The sequence below is a fragment of the Microbulbifer sp. ABE4_465 genome (genome assembly GCF_056160765.1).
The window spans coordinates 918,711-940,779 of sequence record NZ_JBSWXV010000001.1; the positions used below are offsets into that span (position 1 = coordinate 918,711).

Annotated in this window: 5 protein-coding genes; all 5 read right to left on the reverse strand. The window is 54.9% G+C overall.

What is annotated here, in order from left to right:
* Positions 1-187: 187 nt before the first annotated feature.
* Positions 188-7,825: a beta strand repeat-containing protein gene (locus ACXAG1_RS03745; RefSeq protein WP_475118962.1), complete on the reverse strand. Its 7,638-nt coding sequence runs from the start codon at positions 7,823-7,825 to the stop codon at positions 188-190.
* 72 nt (positions 7,826-7,897) lie between these two features.
* Entirely contained in the window at positions 7,898-8,560 is a 663-nt protein-coding gene (locus ACXAG1_RS03750; RefSeq protein WP_475092751.1) for a transposase, read from the reverse strand.
* A 136-nt stretch (positions 8,561-8,696) separates the two neighbouring features.
* Positions 8,697-9,191: a hypothetical protein gene (locus ACXAG1_RS03755; protein WP_475092749.1), complete on the reverse strand. Its 495-nt coding sequence runs from the start codon at positions 9,189-9,191 to the stop codon at positions 8,697-8,699.
* Between the two features lie 3 nt (positions 9,192-9,194).
* Positions 9,195-13,745, reverse strand: coding sequence for an RHS repeat-associated core domain-containing protein (locus ACXAG1_RS03760; RefSeq protein WP_475118963.1), 4,551 nt, complete (start codon positions 13,743-13,745; stop codon positions 9,195-9,197).
* Between the two features lie 76 nt (positions 13,746-13,821).
* A complete protein-coding gene (locus ACXAG1_RS03765; RefSeq protein WP_475118964.1) occupies positions 13,822-20,829 on the reverse strand; it encodes a fibronectin type III domain-containing protein in 7,008 nt (2,335 codons plus the stop codon).
* Positions 20,830-22,069 lie beyond the last annotated feature (1,240 nt).

A 22,069-nucleotide genomic window follows, 5' to 3' on the forward strand; every position in this document is an offset into this window, starting at 1 on the left:
AACTGTTCATTATTTATGCAAAAACAGCGCTTATCAAATTGTAGTCAATCCGCTTAAGAGGAAGCTGCTTACTCATTATTCACTTCCAAGTCTAATCAATTCTCAAAGCTGACCCCAGTGTAGCCCTGGTAATACTAGTAAATTTTCGATTCTTTAGTAGTCCAGGGCATCTCTGGCTGAAAGACTGTTACTGCCAAGCCATTTGGATTGCTTCCGCCACATCAGCCTGCTGCTCTGCATCAAGTGAGATAGCACCATCAACAGGCACACCTATTGTAGTCATGGTATTTGCAAGGCCTCCGATCATATCGAAAGCCAAGCTCGCTCCCGACTCTGTGGCGATACTCTCGATACGATTATCGAGAGACTCCCAGCTTACGATCTGAATCTTCTCGGACCCAGCAAGTAGATAGATATCTAAATGTGCTCCATTTTTCACGATCCAAATCTCTTCGGGCGCTATCGCACCTTCAAAATAAAGGGTATCTCCATTGCTGGAGCCTGAATCACGGATGGAGTCCGAACCATCGCCGCGGGCGAAGATATAGATATCGGCACCAGCATTACCATAGAGCGTATCTGTGCCTTCTCCGCCACGGATAGTGTCGTCCGATGCAGAGCCGTGAACGGTATCGTTTCCTTTCGACGCGTCAATCTCAGCAATACTGGAGAGCTCTGTTTGTGAGAAGTCGAGGGTGTTGTTACCGGTGGTGCCCTGAATGACATCCTGGCCACCGTTGCCGTTGATTCGTTCAACGGTGGTAGCGCCGGAGTATGCTGCCAGTCGGATCAGGTCGTTTCCGGTCGTACCTCGAAGCTCATCCGCACCATCACCTCCCGCATAGCGATCGTACCCAGTGTCTCCCGCAGTTAGCAGGAATACATCATCACCGCCCTCTCCGTAAAGGTTATCGCTGCCGAGGCCGCCTTCGATGGTGTCCGCAGCATCCGTACCGTAGACGGTATCGTTACCGGATTGGGTGGCGATCAGCGCGATATTAACCAGAGAAGTATTGCGGAAGTCGAAAGTATTATTCGCAGAACTGCCGGAAATTTGATCGTTTCCGCCTTTTCCGTCAATTGCCTCGACAGTGGCATTTCCACTAAAGGCACTGAGTCGGAACACATCATCTCCGCTGGTCCCGTGCACGCTGTCCATACCGTCGCCACCTTCGTAGCGGTCGAAGCCGGTATCACCTGTGGTCAGTAGGAAAACGTCATCTCCGGCGTTTCCATACAGGTTGTCACTGCCAAGACCTCCGACAATCAAGTCAGCGGATTCTGTACCAATTACCGTGTCATTTCCGTCACCGGCATTGATTTCACTGACATTGACCAACTCGGTATTAGAGAAATCCAATGTGTTATTGGCACTATTGGAGAGGATGCGGTTAACGCCCAGTTTTCCATCAATGCGCTCCAGGGTTGCCGCACCACTGAACACGCTCAGAATAATGTCATCGTCAGCATCAGTACCCAGAAGCTGGTCAAATCCGTTACCACCACTGTAACGATCGCTGCCGGTGTCTCCTGCGGTAAACATAAACGTATCGTCGCCATCTCCGCCATCCAGGTAGTCGCTACCCGGACCGCCAATAATGGTGTCCGCACCAGAGGTGCCGTATACGGTGTCATTCCCGTCACCGGCATCAATGGAAACAATACCGATCAGCTGCGTATTTGAGAAATCAAGCGTGTTGTTCGCAGTGGTGGCTTCAATAGTATCCGCACCACCATTGCCGTCGATAATTTCTACCGAAGCTTCGCCGGCAAAAGCACTGAAGCGGAATATATCATCGCCAGTAGTACCTTGAAGAGTATCCGTACCCGCACCGCCGCGATATTGATCGAAGCCAGTATCGCCCGCAGTCAACTTGAACAGGTCGTCACCGCCTTCACCATACAAGGTGTCGCTACCGATACCGCCTTCAATTACATCAGCGAGATCTGAACCATACACCGTGTCATTTCCGGCACCGGCGTCGATCAATCCGATGTTGATCAGCTCAACCCCACGGAAATCCAGTGTGTTATAGGCAGTATTTGAGCGAATCACGTTTGTACCAGCGCCGCCATCGATTCTCTCTACCCGGGCTTCACCACTAAATACTGACAAGATCAGCTCATCATCTTCAGCACTACCCAACAGGGTATCGAAACCTTCACCGCCGTCGTAGCGGTCTGCACCGGTATCGCTTACGGTTGCAACGAACACATCGTCGCCGCCATTACCATACAGCCTGTCAGAGCCGGGGCCGCCAAGAATTCTGTCCGCGCTATCGGTTCCGTATACAGTATCGTTACCCGCGCCCATATCAATCTCATTGATATTCAGTAATTGAGTCTCACTGAAATCAAAGGTGTTGTTCGCACTGGACGCTACCAGTCGGTTTACACCCGCGCCGCCGTCAATGATTTCAACTCGGCCATTACCACTAAACACAGTGAGACGAATATCGTCATCAAGCTCTGTACCAAGCAAACGGTCGACGCCATCGCCCCCCTGATAATGGTCGAAGCCTGTGTCCCCATGGGTGATTTGGAAAGTATCAGCTCCACCATTGCCGTAGATCAGATCTGAGCCTAGCCCGCCGATAATGACGTCTGCCGCAGTGGAGCCCTTGACCGTATCATTGCCTTTACCCGCATCAATCAGGTCGATGGAGATCAACTGCGTCTCGGAGAAATCCAAGGTATTGTTGGCGGTACTGCCCAGGATCTGGTTTACCCCGCCATCACCATCGATCACTTCTACACGGGCGTTACCACTAAAGGCACTCAAGCGAATGCTATCGTCCGTCGAGGTACCGACGATCCAATCGTCCCCTTCACCGCCTTCATAACGCTCAAAACCAGTATCGCCGACGGTTAATAGGAAGCGGTCATCACCGCCTTCACCGTAAAGCTTATCGCTACCCAAACCACCTATAATGGTGTCTGCGATAGAGGAACCATAGATGGTGTCATTACCCGCAGCACCCTCTATGCGAGCGATATTGATCAGACTGACATCCCGGAAGTCCAAAGTATTGTTCGCGCTGCTGGCGACGATCTGATTCAGTCCGGCACCGCCGTCGATGGCCTCTACCCGGGCATCGCCACTGAATGCAGAGAACCGGAACCAGTCATCGCCGTCACTGCCAACCACCTGGTCAAAGCCGGTACCACCTTCTACCCGGTCATAACCGCTGTCATTGCCTTCGATTACAAAGATGTCATCGCCAGCATTGCCATAGAGCTTGTCACTGCCGCTATTGCCAATAATTTTATCGTTCGCCGAGCTCCCGTAGATGGTGTCGTTACCTGCGAGACCGTCGATAAACTGAATATTGACGAGTTCGGTATTGGAAAAATCTAGGGTATTGTGTGCACTGGTGCCGTAAATCGCATTGAAGCCGCTGGACCCATCAATACGCTCAACGGTTGCAGCGCCAGAGAACACACTCAGGCGGATGGCATCGTCTCCGGCACCACCGATCACCTGGTCGAACCCATCGCCACCTTCTACACGATCTGCATGACCATCATTGCCTTCAATGATGAAGGTATCGTTGCCGCCTTCGCCATAAAGCTTGTCCGCACCGGTTCCACCGATGATCACATCATCGCCATCACCGCCGTAGATAGTGTCGTTACCCGATTTGCCATCAATGGTGTCGGCACCGTCGCTACCCTGCAGGGTATTGTGACCACTGTCCCCTTCTACGTTGGTGAGGGATTCGCCGGGCTGAATGTTCCAGGCAAACTTGGCAAAGTCTACGGGCTGACTTGCCGGGTGGCGAATCACCAGTACTTCGCTACCTGCAACACTTCCGTTACTGGCAATATCAGAGAACAATTGGGATCCACCACTAATCACCGTGGCGGAATAATTCAGGTCTGGCGATGGGAGAAGTGAAAGTTCGGCGGTGGCGCTAACCAATCCCACCCCTTTGTTGCTCAAGGTCACGCGGTAGTGAGAATCCACCTCACTGCCACCGGCCACCGCGACCTCTTGCTCCAGTGCGTATTGGCAGATAAACAATGTCTGCCCCGGGACTTCGCTGTCCGCATTGATCAGCTCGATGCTGTCGAGCAAATAGCCACTGTACGCTGGGTCATCACTCTGCGCGGGTTGAAAAACTAGATTGAACGGGCGATTGCCGTCTACTTCACAGTCATCCACCCCTTGCAGCTGGATCGCTTGCGGGATGTCCCAGCTATCCGCGGTAAACTGCAGATAACTTTCTCCTAACAAACGGGCTTCACTGCTATCGGAAACTGCCAGGTTCAAAGTTAGGCTGGTGCCCGACTGTAAAGGCTGGTCGAGCACTACACTGACACCGGCAATTACGGTTCCGGCTTCGTCAACGAGCAGATCGGTTTGTGGGGTCGCGGTGATGCGCTTGGTCTGCGAAGGCACCTCGATATTGCAACAGCCATCCGCCAACACCGTAGTTTCGCCATCGGTGATTTCAAGTTGCAGACTGTAGTTCCCAGGCAGCAGGCCGGAAACGTCCCACAGATATTGGTCACCCGCGCCGTCAACATCTTCGTCAATACCATCAACAATCAGTGTGCGGCCGCTGCCTTCATAGAGGTAGTAAATAGAGACACTCGCGCTACTGTCGGGATCAGTATCCAACCACTGAATCAAAATTTCAGGTTCTGACACAGTGACCGCGCTATCCGGCAATACCACGGAAATGGTCGGAGCATCATTGAGGCCATTTTCATTTACCGCAAAGGCATTTGCTTGACTCCACTCACTCGTAGCCCCTTTGGCGTCTTCGGCCTGAGCCCGCCAGTAGTAATGACTGTTGTCATTGAAATCGAAACCAGGTGTCCACTGGGTGCTGGGTTGCAACTGACTGGCTACCAACATGGAAAGCGCAGCATCGGAATACACCTCGAAGCGATACTGGACAGTATCGCCATCTACATCCACTACCGGGTTGACCTCGAACAGTGGGCGCAGGGTTTCCACCACTGCGCTATCACCGGGGTTATGCAGTGTCGGAACCGGCGGTGCAGTATTATCGGAATCGACGCTAAAGCTCGCGTTTACCCAATCACTGTCTACTTCACCATCGCTCACTTTCGCCCGCCAGTAGTAGGTCGTATCTTCTTGCAAACCCTCTGCGATCCAGCTGGTTTCTTGATTCGCTTCAGCGATGGCGCCTGAAACAAGTTTGCCAGTGCCATCAAAGCTCGAAACGGTGTCCAGCTCGAAGTAATAAGTCAGCGGTTGCTGTTCGGGGTCAGATCCGTTGCGCACCCGCAAAGCCACACCGCTATTCGGCAACCAGGTCTGCAACGCGCCGCTCGGTGCCAGCACAGTTGGTGCTACTGGCTTGTTGTTCAGTGAGCTCACCAGGAAGGTGCCAATAGCACTTTCCGTACGAGCACCGTGTTCGTCCTTGACCCAGGCATTCCACACGTAGGCGTTGTCTTCCGCCAAGGGGTTGGGCACTTGCCACTGAGTCTGGTGGTTACCACCGGGCAGGAGTCCGACAACTTGCGCTATTGGGTTTTCCAGGTCGGATTCGTGGAACAGGTCAAAGCCGTATGAAAGCGTGTCCCGGTCGATGTCGAGTGCGTGGGCAACAACGAGGGTCGGACGCAAGTCTGAAACGATGGCGTTCGCAGCCGGTGCAACAATCGCCGGTGCACCGGGGGCATCATTTTCGGTATTGATAAAGAAGCGGCTCGACTGCCACTCGGAGGCGATAGGTACCTCGCCGCTCCCCTCTTCTACCTGAGTGATCGCGCGGGCGCGCCAGAAATACAGCGTGTTATCCGCAAACGATTTACCGGGAAGCACATCATCATTGGTCACAGACCAGCTAGTGCTCTCGCTGCCTTCTGCTACTGCGGACTCGGCAACTTTATCGAGCATTGCCTCATCGGCATAGACTTCAAACTGATAGGCAACCAACATTTCCGCCGCATGATCACCGTTGGTGATCACAAGCGTTGGCAACAGGTTGGAAGCACCATTCAGAACCTCGCCGTCATACATGGGGCTGGTCACTTGTGGGGCACCTGGGGCCAGCTCTGGCACGGTTGGGTCACTACCCACCTCTTCTTCCTGTCCATCGGTGCGGCCATCTTCGTCGTAATCGCCGGATCCATCGCGGTCCAAGTTACCGAAGTGTTCCATTTCCCAGGCGTCATCCAGGCCGTCGCCATCGGTATCATCTGCCGGGTGTACCGCGATGTTTACTGCACGCTGGCTGGCGAGCTCACCGTCTGTTGCGGTAAACGTAACCACGTAATCGCCTGCCTGGCCGATCGCCGGTTGCCAGCGGAAGATACCGGTACCATCGCCGCCATCGGTAAATATCGCACCGGCAGGAAGGCTGGCGGCACTTAATACCGGTACTGTGCCATTGGGATCGGAGGACTGCACCAGAAAGCCCACCTGGCTCCCCTCGTGACTGCTACGATCCAGAATTGCCTGAATCACCGGCGCCTGCGGTACTTCGCTGGAGTCAACGAAAGAGAGGGAGTAGCTGCCGGTGCTACCGAAATCAAACACGTTGATGAAGTAATTAAAATCTACGTTGTTCTCGGCACGCTCTTTGGAAATCCAATAGTTCGCGGCATTGAGCTGCTTACCGTCATCCCGCGCTACCCGATGCAGTACCTTGGCGCCCGCATAGGGGTCTGCCACTTTTATATAGCTAAAGCCAGTTTCGGCGGTGCCCGTAAGTGCGCGGGAGCCGGCACTTTCCGCTCCCAAGCTGTAACTCAGCGCTGCAACCTGGGCGCAGCTCTTGCACAGCGCCAGGTCGGCGCCGGTTGCCTGGCTTTCGTAAACGTAATAACTATCGTCGGCACCATAGGCAAGAAAATCCGGTACCGCATCGCGGCCGGCAAGATCCACTTTGACATCTCGAACTAGCAGGTGCGCATTAGTGGCTTCAATCAGGGAAGTGAGTTCGCCGCCGAGTTCATCCGCATGGGTAAAGCTGGCATTGAAGGAGGTGAACTTGCCGGACAGGGTGGATTCCATGATCCAGCGGCCGGCCTTCATTCCTTTGGGATCAATTTCGCCGAAGTCGATCAGCAGGCTCGGCTGGGCAGCCTGATTTTCGACGAAGCTTTTGGTGATCGTGAAATCAATGGCCAGGCCCTGTTCGTTATCGACGATTCTCGGCTGGGCAGATTCGATTTTGACCTTGTTGGCGGAGCCAAAACCGCTGTTGTCGATACGCACACCCAGGGTATAGGGCTCGGGCGGCTCGACTTCTGTTGTGAAGGCATCATCACCAATGACTTCGTGTGTAAGGAAGTAATCCAAGGTCAGCAGCGGCTGGGGTTTGACCACGATGGAGTCCGGCGCGACCTCGACCACCTCTTCTTTGCCGCCGTAGGAATAGGAGAGCGTGGCGCCGACAAAGAACAGCTCACCGTTATCGGTTTCGCCAGCGGCATTGGCCGTCGGCACGATCAGCCAGCGGAACTCGCCCACGTTACCGGCATTGATCACCGCATCGGTCACCGTCCCATTATCCGCAGTCACCAGTGAATTCACATTCTGGGTGTCATCAATGCGGATAAAGAAGTCGGCATCACTGGCGGATGTGTCTGAGGTGGCGGTCACTGAGTTGCCATCGGCATCGGCGAAATTCACCGTGATAGCGATATTCTCGATGGAATAGGTATCCAGGCTATTGGTAATGCGCATAATCGCCTCAAAGCCCTGACGCTCCAGCGTCAGTTCCTGAAGAATTTCGATACGCACCTCCGCGCAGAGCGCCTCTTCCTGAGCTGTGGCGACAGCCGGCACACCCAGTGTGCAGATCCAAAACGCCGCCAGAATCCCCCAACGCTGCAACATGATTCCTATTCCTAATGGTCGTAATGCTTTTGTTTAATTATTTATTCGTCAGGCTGTCGTAGCGGGCCGACGTCAATCTATTTCTATTCGCGGCCTTCCGGGCCGGCGATGCTCAACTCGGAGCCCTACTCTGTGTTCTATCTCATCCACAAACCGGCTGTTGCCAGTCAGTTGGTTGCGAGACCAGGCCTCGTTCAAGAAAGCCAGTTCGTCAGACGACACGCCGGCTTTAACAAATTCTTTATACGCTGCCACCCGCTCGGCACCAGTGCGCCCGAGTCGCTGCAGCTCTACGTGTCTATCCAGAACGCAGCTTTCATCGGCCCCAACCCGCTCGCGATAGCTGGACCACTTGTATTGTCGTGGCCCGCGCACCATCCCGGCGCGCACCGGATTTAGCTCGATATACCGGCAACAAGCCAGAAAATACGACTCCGCCTGAACCACGCTCGCCTTGAAGCGCCCTTCCCACAGGGAACCTCGACGCCCTTCCAGCTTGTTCACATAAGCCGCCTGCCGACCGGCAACCCGCTTCATCAACAATGAAATCGATTCCGCCCGATCCCCTGGCTCCACCAGCAGGTGGACATGGTTGGTCATCAAACACCAGGCATACAACTTGATCCCCAACTTGTCCTTCCACTCGAACAAGTTGTCCCGGTAATACTGATAATCCTCATCCGCAAGAAACACCGCCTCGCGATTGTGCCCACGCTGCACAACATGATGTGGCATATTCGCCACCAATATCCGCGCCTTCCTTGGCATAGCTCTTCTCAATCCTTCCAGGCGTCACTCCCTGCCTTGTTTATTTGGGCGTCTTAAATAGATCTGTCCCCTTTAGCCCTTAAATAGATCTGTCCCCCTTATCTTACCGATTCGGATATGTTTCTAAATTGAATTGATAGTCGGCGAGCAAATGATCGTACTTTTCATTCCATGGATACCCTTCAACATCTTGGGATGACAAGAATGCTTTATGAACTCTGATTGGGGCAACCACCTTTTTTCGTGTCAAAGTGCACAAATCTTGTTTAGTGGCAGGCCTCAAAATATCACCAGCATTATTCTCAACAACATCCACGCCGCCATTGGTACCAATAAAATTCTGATTAGGTATAAGATCAAAATTTATTTTTTCATTGCCAATCACGCTCCATCGACCATGATAAAGCAAGGCGTCAAGTGTATATGCCGCCAGCAACACATCCTCACGCTCAATTTTAGAGTAATCAAAATCACCGCCCCAAACGCCATCAAACACTATAACTTTGAGGATATCGCCAGTCTCAACTATCTGGCCAACGCCAAAAGTCACAGCATCTATAGGTAATTTAATTAAATCGCCTGATTTCAATCTCTTCATTCACTAAAGCCCATATTTAGTTCTACGTTTAGGACCAAAATTATTCCGCTTGTTCCTAGTCCCACCGTTTGGATTTGACTTATTTGTAGGCCCACCATGGGCATCAATTTGTTTTTGCTCTGCAATGTCCAGCTCAATGCCATCATTAGCTCGATCCAAAATTTCAAATTCAAAATCTTCATCGGGATAATCTCTAGCATGCTCTTTTTGACGCTCTGCATAACGCTGGTCACTCTTAGATTTCCCAATATATGGTTTAGGATCAGAGTCACTGGTTCTCTTATACACGACCCCGGGCTTTTTCTTGCCCCACTTTGGAGCAAACCAATTTAGCGGATTCAAGCAACCAAACCCACATCCAGCTGCTGCGGCTCCTAGTGTCCCCCAATCTGGTTCACAACCAGAAATTACGAGTTCCGCAAGTGCTCCCAGCCCGGCTCCAACCAAACACCCAACTACACATCGGGCATAAAGAGCAACAGGGACAAATTCCCCCGTGGGGTCGTAAAACTGGACAGGGTTGTTAAAGGCATATTGATAGACATTTATTCCACCCAATAGGCCTATCGGATCTTCCTGAATATATCGACCAGTTTCTGGATCAAAGTCCCGTTTGTAATTCTGATGCAGCCCACTCTCCCCATCAAAATACTGTCCAGGAAACCTCAACGCATTCCCAACAACCTCAACCAAAACCTCAGCCTGACCAAAAGCCTCATACCGAGCCTCCCAAACCACAGCCCCAGACTTATCCACCATCCTTTGCGGCGTACCCAAATGATCATTCTGGTAATAATAAACCTCCCCAGAAGCCACCCGCTGGAATAACGGCTCGGTCATCCATGGCATACCCGGCTTGAAGTGGTACTCCTTAATCAGATTCCCACCCGCGTCGTATTCCGCAGCCATCCCCTCTTCGTTATAAAGAAAGTAAGTCGCGCTATCGGTCTGCTTGCGAATCCGCTGGCCGTAAGGGTTGTACTGATACTCCCCCACCATCTGCGCATTCTTATCGACAGCAATCAGACGCTCTTCGTGGTTGTAGCGGTAATCCCAGGTAACGCCGCCCTGCGCCTTTTGCGTGGTGTGGCCGTTGTCGTTGTACTGGAAGCTGGCCGGATCATCACCGGTGATTTCCGTCAGCTGGTTGTGGTCGTTGTAGTCCAACACCTCCGATGAGGACGGAATAAATTCCGTCCCCACGGCTTCGCCGCCCGTCCCCGTAGGTTCCCCGCTCGCTTCCGCAACCTCACCCACCGCATAATCGGTGCGGTTACCCATCCCGTCATACCCAAACTGCTCATCGTTCGCCGCATTCTCTAGCGGGTAATCAGCCGTGGTGAGGCGATATAAATCGTCATAGTCAAACGCATAAGCCCCATGCTCGGTATCAATCCCCTTGATATTGCTCTCAAGGTCATACTCGTACACAGCAGTGGCTTTATCGTTACCCGCAGAGTCTTCCAGAATGCGCTCTTTCACCCGCAGGAAGTCGTCGTAGGTCAAGGTGATCTTGTTACCACCGGGCAACAACAAGGTCTGCGGAGCCAGCCAGTCAAAATCGGTCCACGCCAGCTGCCCTTCCCCAGGCACATGCACCGCAGCCATCTGGTTATTCTTGTTGTAGTAATAGGTGTAGGTAATCCCTTCCGGATTGGTGTAGGTCTTCTTCAAGCCATTACCGTAATAGGTGTAGCTGTAGCTCTTGGAGAAAGCGACCTCCGCAGCCTGTGTGTCCTCACCGTAATAATCGACCCGCACGGATTCCAGGCGATTGAGCGCATCGTAGGTATAGGTTTCCCCGTGATGGACGATATCCGCGGTGGCATTGGCGGTGTCCGCACCGGGCTGCTGGGTATAGCCGGTGTACTGGGCCTTGGTGTTGTAGTGGTAATCCACCACCTTCACCGGCTGCGCATTGTCTTTGTGCGCAAACACTTCCAGTTTGCTCAGACGATTGGCATCGTCATAGGTGTAGCCACGCTTTTCCTGCTGAGGATTGATCACCTCAACCAGATTGCCATTAGCGTCGTAGTTGTACACACGCTGCTTGTTGGTACCGATAAAGTCGTGCTTGGTCTCGGTTTTCAGACGGTCGGCTTTGTCGTACGTATAAACGGTCAGGCGCCCTTCCGGGTCTTGCACCTGCAAGAGGTTATCGCGGGCGTCGTAGGTGAACTCGGTTTTCTTGGCTTCGCCGTTCTCTGGGTCAACGATGGACACTAACCGGCTTAGCTTGTCGTACTCGTATGTCTCCGTATTGCCGAGCGCGTCGGTATCTGTGTCGAGGTTACTACCGAGGTCATAGCCGTACTTGCGCAGGTACTCTAGGTTGTTGGCCTTTTGCTTGCTCTGCTCAATACGATCCCGCTTGTCATAGCCCAGCTCTTCCGCGTAAGTGGGGTATTTGATATTTGACAGCAGGTTTTCCTGGTAGGTGTATTCGGTACGGTTCTGTTCACCGTCGACAATGGCGCTGAGGCGGTTCTGAGGATCATATTCCAGGCCAATGGTGGAGCCTTCCGCATCGGTGATTGTTGCCAATCGATCACCATCGTCGTAATCGAGTTTGAGCAGATTGCCGGCATCGTCCGTTACTGTGGCGGGCAACCCAGAGGCATTGTTTGTGATATGCAAACTGCTGCCACTGGCATCGGTGACCTTAACGAGATCACCTGCCGCATCGTATTCATACTTGAATCCCTCACCATAGGGGTTCAGGTCTTCCAGTAGATTACCAACAGCATCGAAGTCCCGCGTCCAGTTTTTCAATCGTGCATCTACTACGGTATGGGCATAGCCATTTACGTCGTAATCTTTGTATTCGGTTACCTCAAGCTCTGGGCTGGTAACCTTGGTGACATTACCGTAATCGTCGTAATCCCAACGGGTAGTGGCCAGTGCTGTATTTGCAGCAGTGGATTCACCAGTGGTTTGGGTCTCCAGCTGGCCATACTGGTCGTAGGTGTAGCGGGTGATACGCTGGTCAGCGGTACCGGCGGCTTCTGTCAAGACAACAAGGTTGCCCTTCACATCATATTCGTATTGCGTAATTACACCGCGCTCGTCGCGCTGCTTCGTTGGCAATGTGAAATTTGTATCCCAGTCAGTGGTCGTGTATGTCCCATCTGGATACTCTGTACGTGTGACATTCCGAAAGACATCGTAATACCTGATGGTCTCCAGTCCTCTCGCATCAGTCGTGGTACTAGACAATATTCTTAAAGGTGCATACTCGACAGAGGATGTGATCGCAATACCAGGCTGATACAACCGTGCGATATCTTCAGCCGTTCTATTTCCCGCAAATTCATATTCGGTTTCATATTGCAATTCACCCCCAACCTGGCGCTTTATCTCCATACTAAGTGCGTTGTACCAGGTCTCTGTAATTACCCCAGAGCTATTCGTCTGCGTAACCTTGTATATTTTGTCGTCATTTACAGAATGCGAATACTTAGTAGCAACACCTTCTTCATTTTCGTAGCCGTTAATAAATCCATCTGCATTCAGAGAATATGCTGTTGTCCTGCCACCCGGGTCCACCATGGAACTTAATGAATATTGATTTTTATTGCCTACTTTTTCGTATGTGTAGCTCCACGTTTCTCCACGCACGTCTTTTACAGTCACCAGCTTTCGAAACGTGGTTAAATCTTCAATATTATTCCCGTAAGAATATACAACCTGCCGACCAGTATAATCCTCCAACATCTTCAACCTATGAGATGGTGCGTCGTCATATTCACCGATTCTTTCAACAGCCTCCCAGTGATATGTAATTACGACATTACCAAAGTGATCTTTAATCTCCTTTATGCGACCATTCTCATATTCAAAGCTAACCCTTACACCGTTTTTATCTTCGTAATAAGAAATATCACCATCTTTATAAAAAATGACATTTCCCTTTTTATCCCGCCATGTATAGTCGCCGTCATCAGCCTCTAGGGTGCTATTCAATAATGAGTGATATCTGCTGCTAGTCGAACTCACACATCCTTTTTCACCGGAACTCGAAAATGATTCCGGACGGTAAGCCATTCCATTCCTGTACAAATAGAAAGTGTACAGTTGATTACAGAAAACGCCTGTATTTACTCCTTGCGCTGATGCAAAGCGGCCAAACCTACCCATTCCAGCCGTCGATTTTGGCCTCGCAAAATTTTTACCAAATAATTCAACTGCCGCACGCCTTTCCTCACCTTCGTACAAATCAAAAATTTCGCTCTTGGAAAAAATGGGCCTCGAACCCGGCTCGAATCCATCAATACCTGTACTTTCTTCATAATATGTCTTGATTGAATTCCAGCGGGTATTCCACTTCCACCCTTCTTTCGTCCACCGTCTGGTCATTCGCACGTAGCCACCCAGGACCTTTACGCGCATATCTTCATAATCTTCACGATTTTCTGAAGTTGCAGTTTTCGGTGCTGCACCATCATTTGAAATACCAGGTTTAGCCAATGCCGATATTGCAAAGAAGGGTAATAGCAGCACTACTAAAATATTTAGCGGTTGACGAGACACAAGCCCCCCAAATTCCAATTTCATTGTGATATTTCTCACTTTCGAGAGGCTAGCTTTCCTATCGGGCCGCCAGCCACATATTCAATCTCTGTTATGTGCTTTATTGAGCGCCACTATTGTCTTTGTTGCACCCTTCATCACAGCTGGGATCGGGCTCACATCGCAAGGTTTCTACATCACCTCCGATCGGTGAGTATCCACCACCGTATCCCGAGCCACTGCCAGTACCTCCACCGTAGTAGTAGCCTGCGCCACCGCCACCGCCGCTGGAGCACGATCCGGTAGAGGCCGTGGCCCAGTGCGTGGAGGTGCCTCCGGGCACCACTTGCCCATTCGCGCACTGGCTCGCATAACTCACCTGGTACTGGAAGCTGTGGCGGCCACAACCGGCACCGGTCGCATCGCCCTCTTCGCTCGGATTGAAGTCTCTGAGCGCGGTAATCCGATACGGGATGTACACCACGTCGCCCGCTTCCAGGGTGTCTGGTACTTCGGCGAGGAACTCGAAGTCGACGACGTCATTGCCCGAGGGCAGTTTGTTGTTGACGTTGTCCGCGCGGATCAAGCCGTAGTTGGTGAGGCTCAGTTCGCCGGTGAAGACGTCGCCCTTGCGCATATCCGGGAGGGTGATGCTTAAGGGGTCGAGCATGACGACGGCGACCGGAACGTGGGTTTCGAAGGTGGCTTCGAGTTTGATCTCGTAGCGGTCTTCGAGGTTGATCTCGTTCACTTGCCATTCGACGCTGATGATCTGGTTCATCAGGAACACGTCTTCGGCGACGGTGGTGCCGGGTTTGACCCACAGGCGGCCGGCGACGCTTTCGTGGTCGAAGGCGGTGACCCGGTAGCTGTAGCGGCCGGCGGGCAGGTCTTTGAGCAGGGCCTCGCCGTTGGCATCACTGCTGATGGTGCGGGTTTCCGAGAGGACCTGTTCGTTCTGCAGTTCGATCTTGGCACCGCTCAGGCCGGGGATGAGCTGGTTGTTCTCTCCCAGGGTGGCGGTGTAGATGTCGCTGACATGGAAGAAGGCGTCGCCCAGTTCGGAGGTGACAACGGCGATGTAGATGGGCACGGTAAAGTGGTGGCCGCCGTCGCCGGTGATCTGCAGCTGGAAGCGATAGTTGCCCTGGGTGACGCTGTTACCCGGGGCGACGTTGAGGCTGAGATCGCGGCTGTCACCGATGCCCATGTCACCGAGGTTGCTGGTGCCGTTGAGGCTGAGCCAGTTCGGTGCGGGGTTGCCTTCTTCATCCACCAGTTCGAGGCTGGCGTTGCGCAGTACGTCGAGGCCGGTGTTGTTGAGGGTGAAGGGTTCACTGGTGCTGCCATCTAGCAGTACGCCGGTGTCGATAAACGACGGCTGGGTGGTGATTACCGGACGGCTTTCCGAGAGGGTGTACTCGACGGCGATGTGTTCCAGTACCTGTTCGGTACCGTTGACGTCGGCGAGGACCTGGAAGTACAGGAAGCCGTGTTCCGGGGCGAGGTTGTCACCACTCACGGTGAGGTTGATGACGCCTTTGGCCTGAGGGGCCAGGTTAATCACCGCACCGAGATCCAGGTGGATACCACCGGGGATCTGTACCTGCGCGTCACCGGGCGCGGCGACGGAGACCAGGCGCACGTTGGCGAGGTCGCTGCCGTGGCCGGCGTTGACGGTGACGGGGACGACCTGGTTGTAGTTGCGCGGTACGCGGATGTTGACCTGGTTGGGGGTCACCGCGGAGGTGAGTACGCTGAACCCGCCCTGGTTGGGCCGCGCGAGGCTGTCCGGGTGGATGACGGAGACACGCCAGTTACCACTCTGCCCTTGCGGGTCGAAGGTGTAGCTGAAGTGGCCGTCGCTGTCGGCAATCACCGAGGCCTGACGTTCGAAGCCGCGCAGTTCCATGACCAGGGTCAGCGGGACGTTGCCGGTGGCGGTGTCGCTGCTGCGGTCGATGGCCTGGCCGGTGATGGTAACAGTGTCTTCGGCGCTGTAGATCTCCGCGGGGGCGACCGTTTCCAGGGTGCCGTAGTAGGCGGTTTCCTGCAGGGAGGCCTGGGTGCGGGTGCCGTTGCCGTCGATGACCACTTCGGTGGCTTTGCCGGTGTGGTAGCGGAAGTGGTCCACTTCCAGGGCGACGGTGATCAGATCCGGAGCAGCGGCCGGTACCGGGACGTCGATCCAGTCGGAGGTGAAGCGTTCTCCCGGTTGCAGGCGGGCGACGGTTTCTCCACTGGCGACGGTGATGACATCGCCGGTGTACTGCTGCACGTCTTGCAGGGTGAGCAGGTTGCCGTCGGCGTCTTCGAGGCGGATGCGGATCTCGTCGGAGGCGGCCTTGCCGTTGTTGCGGGCCATCAGCAGTTCGGTTTCCACGGCGGATGTGTTCTCCAAGGTGAAGCGGAACTTGCCGAGGCCACCGCGGTAGACGGTGTCGGACTCCAGCGACAGGCGCAGGGCGGCGTCGCCGACCATGACCTGATCCTGGGCGTGGATGAAGATAGTCTCACCGGGCAGCGGCGACTGCTCGAGGCGCAGCTGGAGTTCACTGAGGGTATCCAGTTTGGCGTAGCCGCCGATGACGATGGGCACTTCGACGATGCCGCCGGCGGCAACGCTGAAGCTGGCGGACTGGTGTTCACGGTCGGTGCCGTTGTCACGGACGCTGGCGAACAGCTTGAGGCCTGTCACATCGGCACTGCCGCGGTTCTGTACCCGGAAGCGCACTTCGTTCATGACGCCGCGCTCCAGGGTCGACTGGCCGTCTTGCGGTTCGATCACTTCGACGGCGAGTGCGGGCAACAGCAGGCTGTGGCCGATGCTGGTCGCACCCTGATCGTCTTCGGCGATGATGGTGTAACGGCGTTCGGCGGTGACGCCCTGGGCGCCGGCGCTGAAGTTGTCATCCACGAAGGTGGTGGGATTACTGCCGTGGGGGATCAGTGCGGTGGTGATCTCCTGCAGGTTTTCTTCACCTTCACCGGCTTCACCATCCACATACACTCGGTAACCGGCAATGGCGGCGCCGCTGTGGTGCCATTGCAATTGCGGGATGCCGTCGGCGCTGATAGTGATGCTGAGATCGCTCACCGGCAGCAGGCCGAAGTTGAGGTAGGCGGTGTCACTGGGGGCAGACTCGTTACCGGCTTCATCCAGTGCGGTAATCGCATAGGCGTGCTGGCTCTCGCTGGGGTTGGCATCCAGGGCGATGGGCTCGGGGATGCCGGTCTGCAGCGGGATGATGTTCTGCAGTTCTTCCGCGGTGACGTTCACACCCTCACCCACACTAAGACGGTAGAGGTTGTAGGTCAGTGCGGCCCCCTCTTCCGTATTGCCTTCGGCGTCTACGGTGGGTGCACTCCAGGTGGCGACGATGCCGGCACCGTTCAGTTCCAGTGCCAGATCGGCCGGCGCGGCCGGGGCGATGCTGTCGGCGCTGACCGCGACCGCTTCGCTCAGAGCACTGATGGCGATCTGGTCGTTGCTGCGACGCTCACTGGCGACGGCGTAGTAGTACTGGCCATCGCTGGGGAGTGCGTCGGTGGTTTGCGTTGCAGAGAGACGCTGGATCTCGGTGAACTCGGACTCGCTCTCCGCTTTGCGGTACAGGACGTAACGCGCCTCTTCCACCGGATCCCACTCAAGGGCGACACCGGCGTTGGGCTGGGCCACGGCTTTAAGGTTCTGCGGGATATCCAGCGGTGGCAGGTCGCCCTGGTACACCTGGAAGGCGTTGCGCACACGCATTCGGCTGCCGAGGTTGTCCAGGTCGTCGGCGGCCTGGTAGTCGAAGCTGAGGCTGGCCACGGCGGGGTTGCCCGCTTCGTCCTGACCGGCGCTGGTGGGTAGTGTGAAGCTGCCCACCCACAGAGGCTCGCCCTCGATGGACTGGGCATCGCGGGTCAGGCTGATACCACTGCTGTGCTCGGCGATGGCGACACTATTGAGCTGCGGGATCAGCGTGGGCTGTGCGCCGGGCTTCACTTCGTCGTTCAGCCTGGCCACCACTTCCACCAGTAGACCTTCCTGCTCGTCGACCTTGAGCGGCGCACCTGGGTTGAGAGTCAGCGCAATCACTTCCGGGCCCTGGGCATCGATCAGCAGGGTACCACCCTGTTCGATCAAGGTGCCGCGATTGCCGACGTCGTCGTGGGCGGACATGACGGCGTAAGCGGTACCCGAACGCATGCCGGGTTCGATGGTGAAGCTGCCGGTATACAGGGTGTCGTCGCTGTAGTCTTTGCTCAGCTCAACGGTCAGCGGTACGCCGCCTTCCGGTACCAGTGCGAAGTAGGGTTTGTTGCGCAGGGGTTCATCGAACTGTACTTCCACTTCGACGGTGCCCGGGGCGTGGCGACCATTGGCGGCGTCCACGACGCCGTTGGACTGGTAAGTGATATCCAGGGCGTGCGGACCTTCGCTGTCAGCAATGGCCTCGACCACGCTGGACAGGGCACTTTCTGTGGCGGCTTCGTTAACGGCGGTGACGGCGTAGAAGTAATGCCCGTCTTCCGCCGGCAGGTCGCTGAACTTGGGCTCGGTCAGCAGCTGGTTATTGAGCTTCTGTGCCTGCTGTGGGTTACCGAAGGTGGCCATTGCGCGGTACACGTTGTAACCGGCAATGGTGTTGTTGGCATCACTGCTCTCCACCGGATCCCAAGACAGGGAGATTTGCCCCAACTCCCGCTCGATGGCGGTGAGGTTGGTGGGCGCATCCGGGATGGCGGTGTTGAGCTCGATGGTGCGCGCGGCACTCTGCGGGCCGAAGCCACCACTGCGGTTGGGATACTCGGCCGCGGCGGTGATGCTGTTCGCACCCTCTTCCAGGGTTACTTCGATCTGGAACTTGCCGTAGCTGTTCACCAACTGCAGGTCGGAAGCCGGTACACCATCGCGATACAACTGTACCTGGGTGCCCTTCTCCGCTTCGCCCTGGATCAGGACTAGCGGTTGGTTGCTGATGGTGCCGTCCACCGGGGCGGTGATTTGCGGTGCCGCCGGTGGTGCCAGCAGTACCCCGAAGGTGTACTGGCCGATGGTGCTGTTCTCCCACACGTCGAAGACTTTCACCGTGAGGGCGTGATCGCCATCGGTCAGAGACTGCAATGTGAGGTTGCGGCCGAAGGCGCCATTGCTGGCGGCGTACTCGGTGCCGAGCAAGGTACCATCGACGAAGAACTCGACGCGGGCAATGTCCGAGTCATCGCTGGCGGTGATCTTGAAGCGACCGTCCTGAGACAGTTGCGGTGCACTGGCCAGATCGAGCAGCGCACTGCCCTGACCATTTTGCTGGTACTCGGCAGACTCGATCACCGGGCCTTCGGTATCCGCTACCGGAGTAACAGCCACCGGGGTCACCTGCGGATCGCTGCCGCCGGAGATGTTGATCGCGGTTACCGCCACGTAATAGGTGGTGCCGTTCTTCAGACCGGCCAGAGACCAGGTGTGTTCGCTGTCGGCACTGCCACCTTTACTCTGGATCTTCTTCGGCTGCAGGCCTTCGACAGAAGTGAAGCTGCTTTCCTGCACATACACCGCGTAGTTCTTCAGCAGGTTGTACGGGGCAACGCTGGACCAGGTGATGGCGATCTGGCTGCTCTTCGGCTCCGCGGTAACGGTGGCCGGGTTCGGCAGCAAGGTGGTGCCGGCATCGGTCACACCGTTAGAGGCATTACCGGTGGCGTCGTAGGCGTAGACGCGGATCGGATAGGAGGTGGCGGGGTTGAGGCCGGTCACCTGGTACTGCACAACGGCAGCCGGGTCCGGCAGTGATGCCAATGGAAGATCGTCTACACGGCCTTCGGCATCGTCCACAAACGCCACTTTATACCCGGCCAGGTCGCCGTCGCTGTTAGCGGATGGGTTCCAGCGCAGGGACAGACTATCCGCGCCCGGCTCGACAACCAGGTTGGCGATCTCATCCGGAGCCTGCACATCTACCGGTACTGCAGAGACGGAAGTCACCGCGGGGTTAAACAGCTCCTGGGTATCGAAGGCAACCACCGCGAAGTGCGCTTCGGTCCCACGCGGCAAGCCCTCTACACGGAACTGCTTGGTGCCCTGCCCGACCACGGCAAACTCTGTTTTACCGGCGATATCGGTAAACGGTCCCGCGCTCTGATAAATGCGGTACTCGTCGATATCGTTGCCGTTGGTGAACTCGTTATAACTGCTCCAGTCCAGCAACAGATCGGTACCGCGGCCGTTGGGGTCGATCGACAAGGCGACCTGCCCTGGCGGGTTGTTGTCGTAGTGGATCGAGGCAGTAGTGGGTTCACTCAGGTTACCCGCCGCATCGCGCACTATAAATTCGATGGTGTTATCGCCCTGCAGCAGGGCTACCTGGGTACTCCAGGTGGTCGCTGCAGACTCGATCACTTCGAGACTGCCGTTGACCAGCACCGCACTGCCCGCTTCTTTAGAACCACTGAAGGTCTGGGCGTTGACGGTGGTAATGGATGGATACTCCTCCAGCACGGTCGGTGCCGGCGGGGTGTAGTCCAGTACGAAATTGTAGGTTTTCTGGGTGGACAGGTTGCCGAGCTTATCCGCGATGCGCGCACGGATGGTGTACTCGCCGTCGAGGAATGGGGCATCGGGAGTGAACTGGACCTGGCCTTCGTAGAGGGCCACGGAGCCTGACAGGGCTACACCGTTACGCTCTACTACCAAGGAGCTTGTATCCAGGTCTATGCCGCTGCCCTCTTCGGTAACCACCACTGTGATAAATGGCGGTGCTACTTTCTGAGAGCCCGACGGGTTCGCGCCGGTGATCGACGGCGCTTTGCTGTCGACATTGAAGATCAGGGTGACCGGGTCAGACTGGTTGCCACTGAGATCCTGCGCAACAACAGAAACGGTCGACTCGCCTTCCGGGAGGTAATAGGTTCCGGACCAGTTGCCAGAGCCGTTGGCTACGATCTCATTGCCATCGACTAGGATCGCGGTGTTGTCTTCGCGGCTGCCGGAGAGGGTTACCCAGCGGTTGTTGGAGGCAATGACTGCCGGGGCTACCGGCTGGTCTAAAGATAGGGCCTTAGGTTGCGTGAGGTCGATGACGATCTGTGTCGAGTACTTATCATCGATGGGTTCAAGCTCGATGCCGTCTTGGTCTTGATCCATACCGAGACCATTGGTACCAAAGATGTCGGGACCAACACTTAGCGTATAGGCTCCCTCTATGAGAGTCTCGGAGAAATCAATTTGGTAGCGGATATCGTCAATCGAGACGACTGAATCTATCGCAATTGCCCCACCAGTGTTATCGACAAGCTCGAAATCACTAGTATCGAGAGTCGCGTTATCAATTCCAATGCTGAACTGGACAATGGTGCTATCGATTGATGCGCTGTGGTATCCACTGGGGGAGACTTCCCGCACTCGAGGAGGTGCAGTTATTTCGGCAATGTGAACTGATCCGTGCTCAGCTGAAGCACCTGCAGTGTTGTAACCACCAGCATTGGCCTGGACTCGCGATAAATTCAGCCCTTCAAGTGATTCGTAATAGATTGCTACACGTCCGCCGCCGCCGGCGCCTGCATATCTGCCGTACCCACCATTGGCATGGATGTATCCAGCACCTCCAGCAACTAACTCACCAATTTCGAGCCAGATAGAACCGCCTGCGCCAGCTCCTTTGTAGTTTGTATGCCCAGCACCATTCGCATATATATACCCGTAGTGCTCTAAGCGATCTGCTACGATTTTTATTGCGCCACCGCCTCTGTGGCCATTTTGGCTATCGTCTTGGTAACGGCCTCCCATGCCGAAGTCTGCAGGCGCTACAGCGCTACCATAAACCGTATTTGTTGTTGAGGCAGATATGACGCCACCCTGACCACCATAGCTGCCCCCTGACTTATATCCCACCTCTGCAACAGGAAGATAGCCTCTCCCGCTAACGTCCACGTAAGAATTGGAACTAATATAAAAATCAGTAGCGCTTAACGTAACGCCAGATGTATAGGTGTCAGACGCATAGGGAGTCGTTATCTTCCCTTGGTTCTGAACTCTAATAGCCTCAAAGCTATAATCTTGCGACAGCTCAAAAGTAAAACCATCGACCACTAATTCATTGTTGGCTACAGTGAAATCACCTTCTGTCGCCACATAAACATTATTGTGACCAGAACCTGTTAGTGATGTTCCTATATGAGTACCGTCCGCCACAACGGCTCTGGTGTTGTGGAGGTGAGTCGGAATATCAAAATTTCCACTAATGCGGAAAGGTATATATGAGCTGCTATCGCTCCTATTTACGACCTGTAGCCGTCCATTGTTTAACGGCAATGAACGATCATATAAGTAGACTGTGCCTGGCCCACCGTACGCAGTGACACCACTTGTGCCCGGGCCCGCCATG

Bases quoted from the DNA above. Each gene is read 5' to 3' on its own strand.
- ACXAG1_RS03755 (WP_475092749.1), bottom strand. From the start codon at position 9,191: ATGAAGAGATTGAAATCAGGCGATTTAATTAAATTACCTATAGATGCT.
- ACXAG1_RS03750 (WP_475092751.1), bottom strand. From the start codon at position 8,560: ATGCCACATCATGTTGTGCAGCGTGGGCACAATCGCGAGGCGGTGTTT.
- ACXAG1_RS03765 (WP_475118964.1), bottom strand. From the start codon at position 20,829: ATGGATCAAGACCAAGACGGCATCGAGCTTGAACCCATCGATGATAAG.
- ACXAG1_RS03745 (WP_475118962.1), bottom strand. From the start codon at position 7,825: ATGTTGCAGCGTTGGGGGATTCTGGCGGCGTTTTGGATCTGCACACTG.
- ACXAG1_RS03760 (WP_475118963.1), bottom strand. From the start codon at position 13,745: ATGAAATTGGAATTTGGGGGGCTTGTGTCTCGTCAACCGCTAAATATT.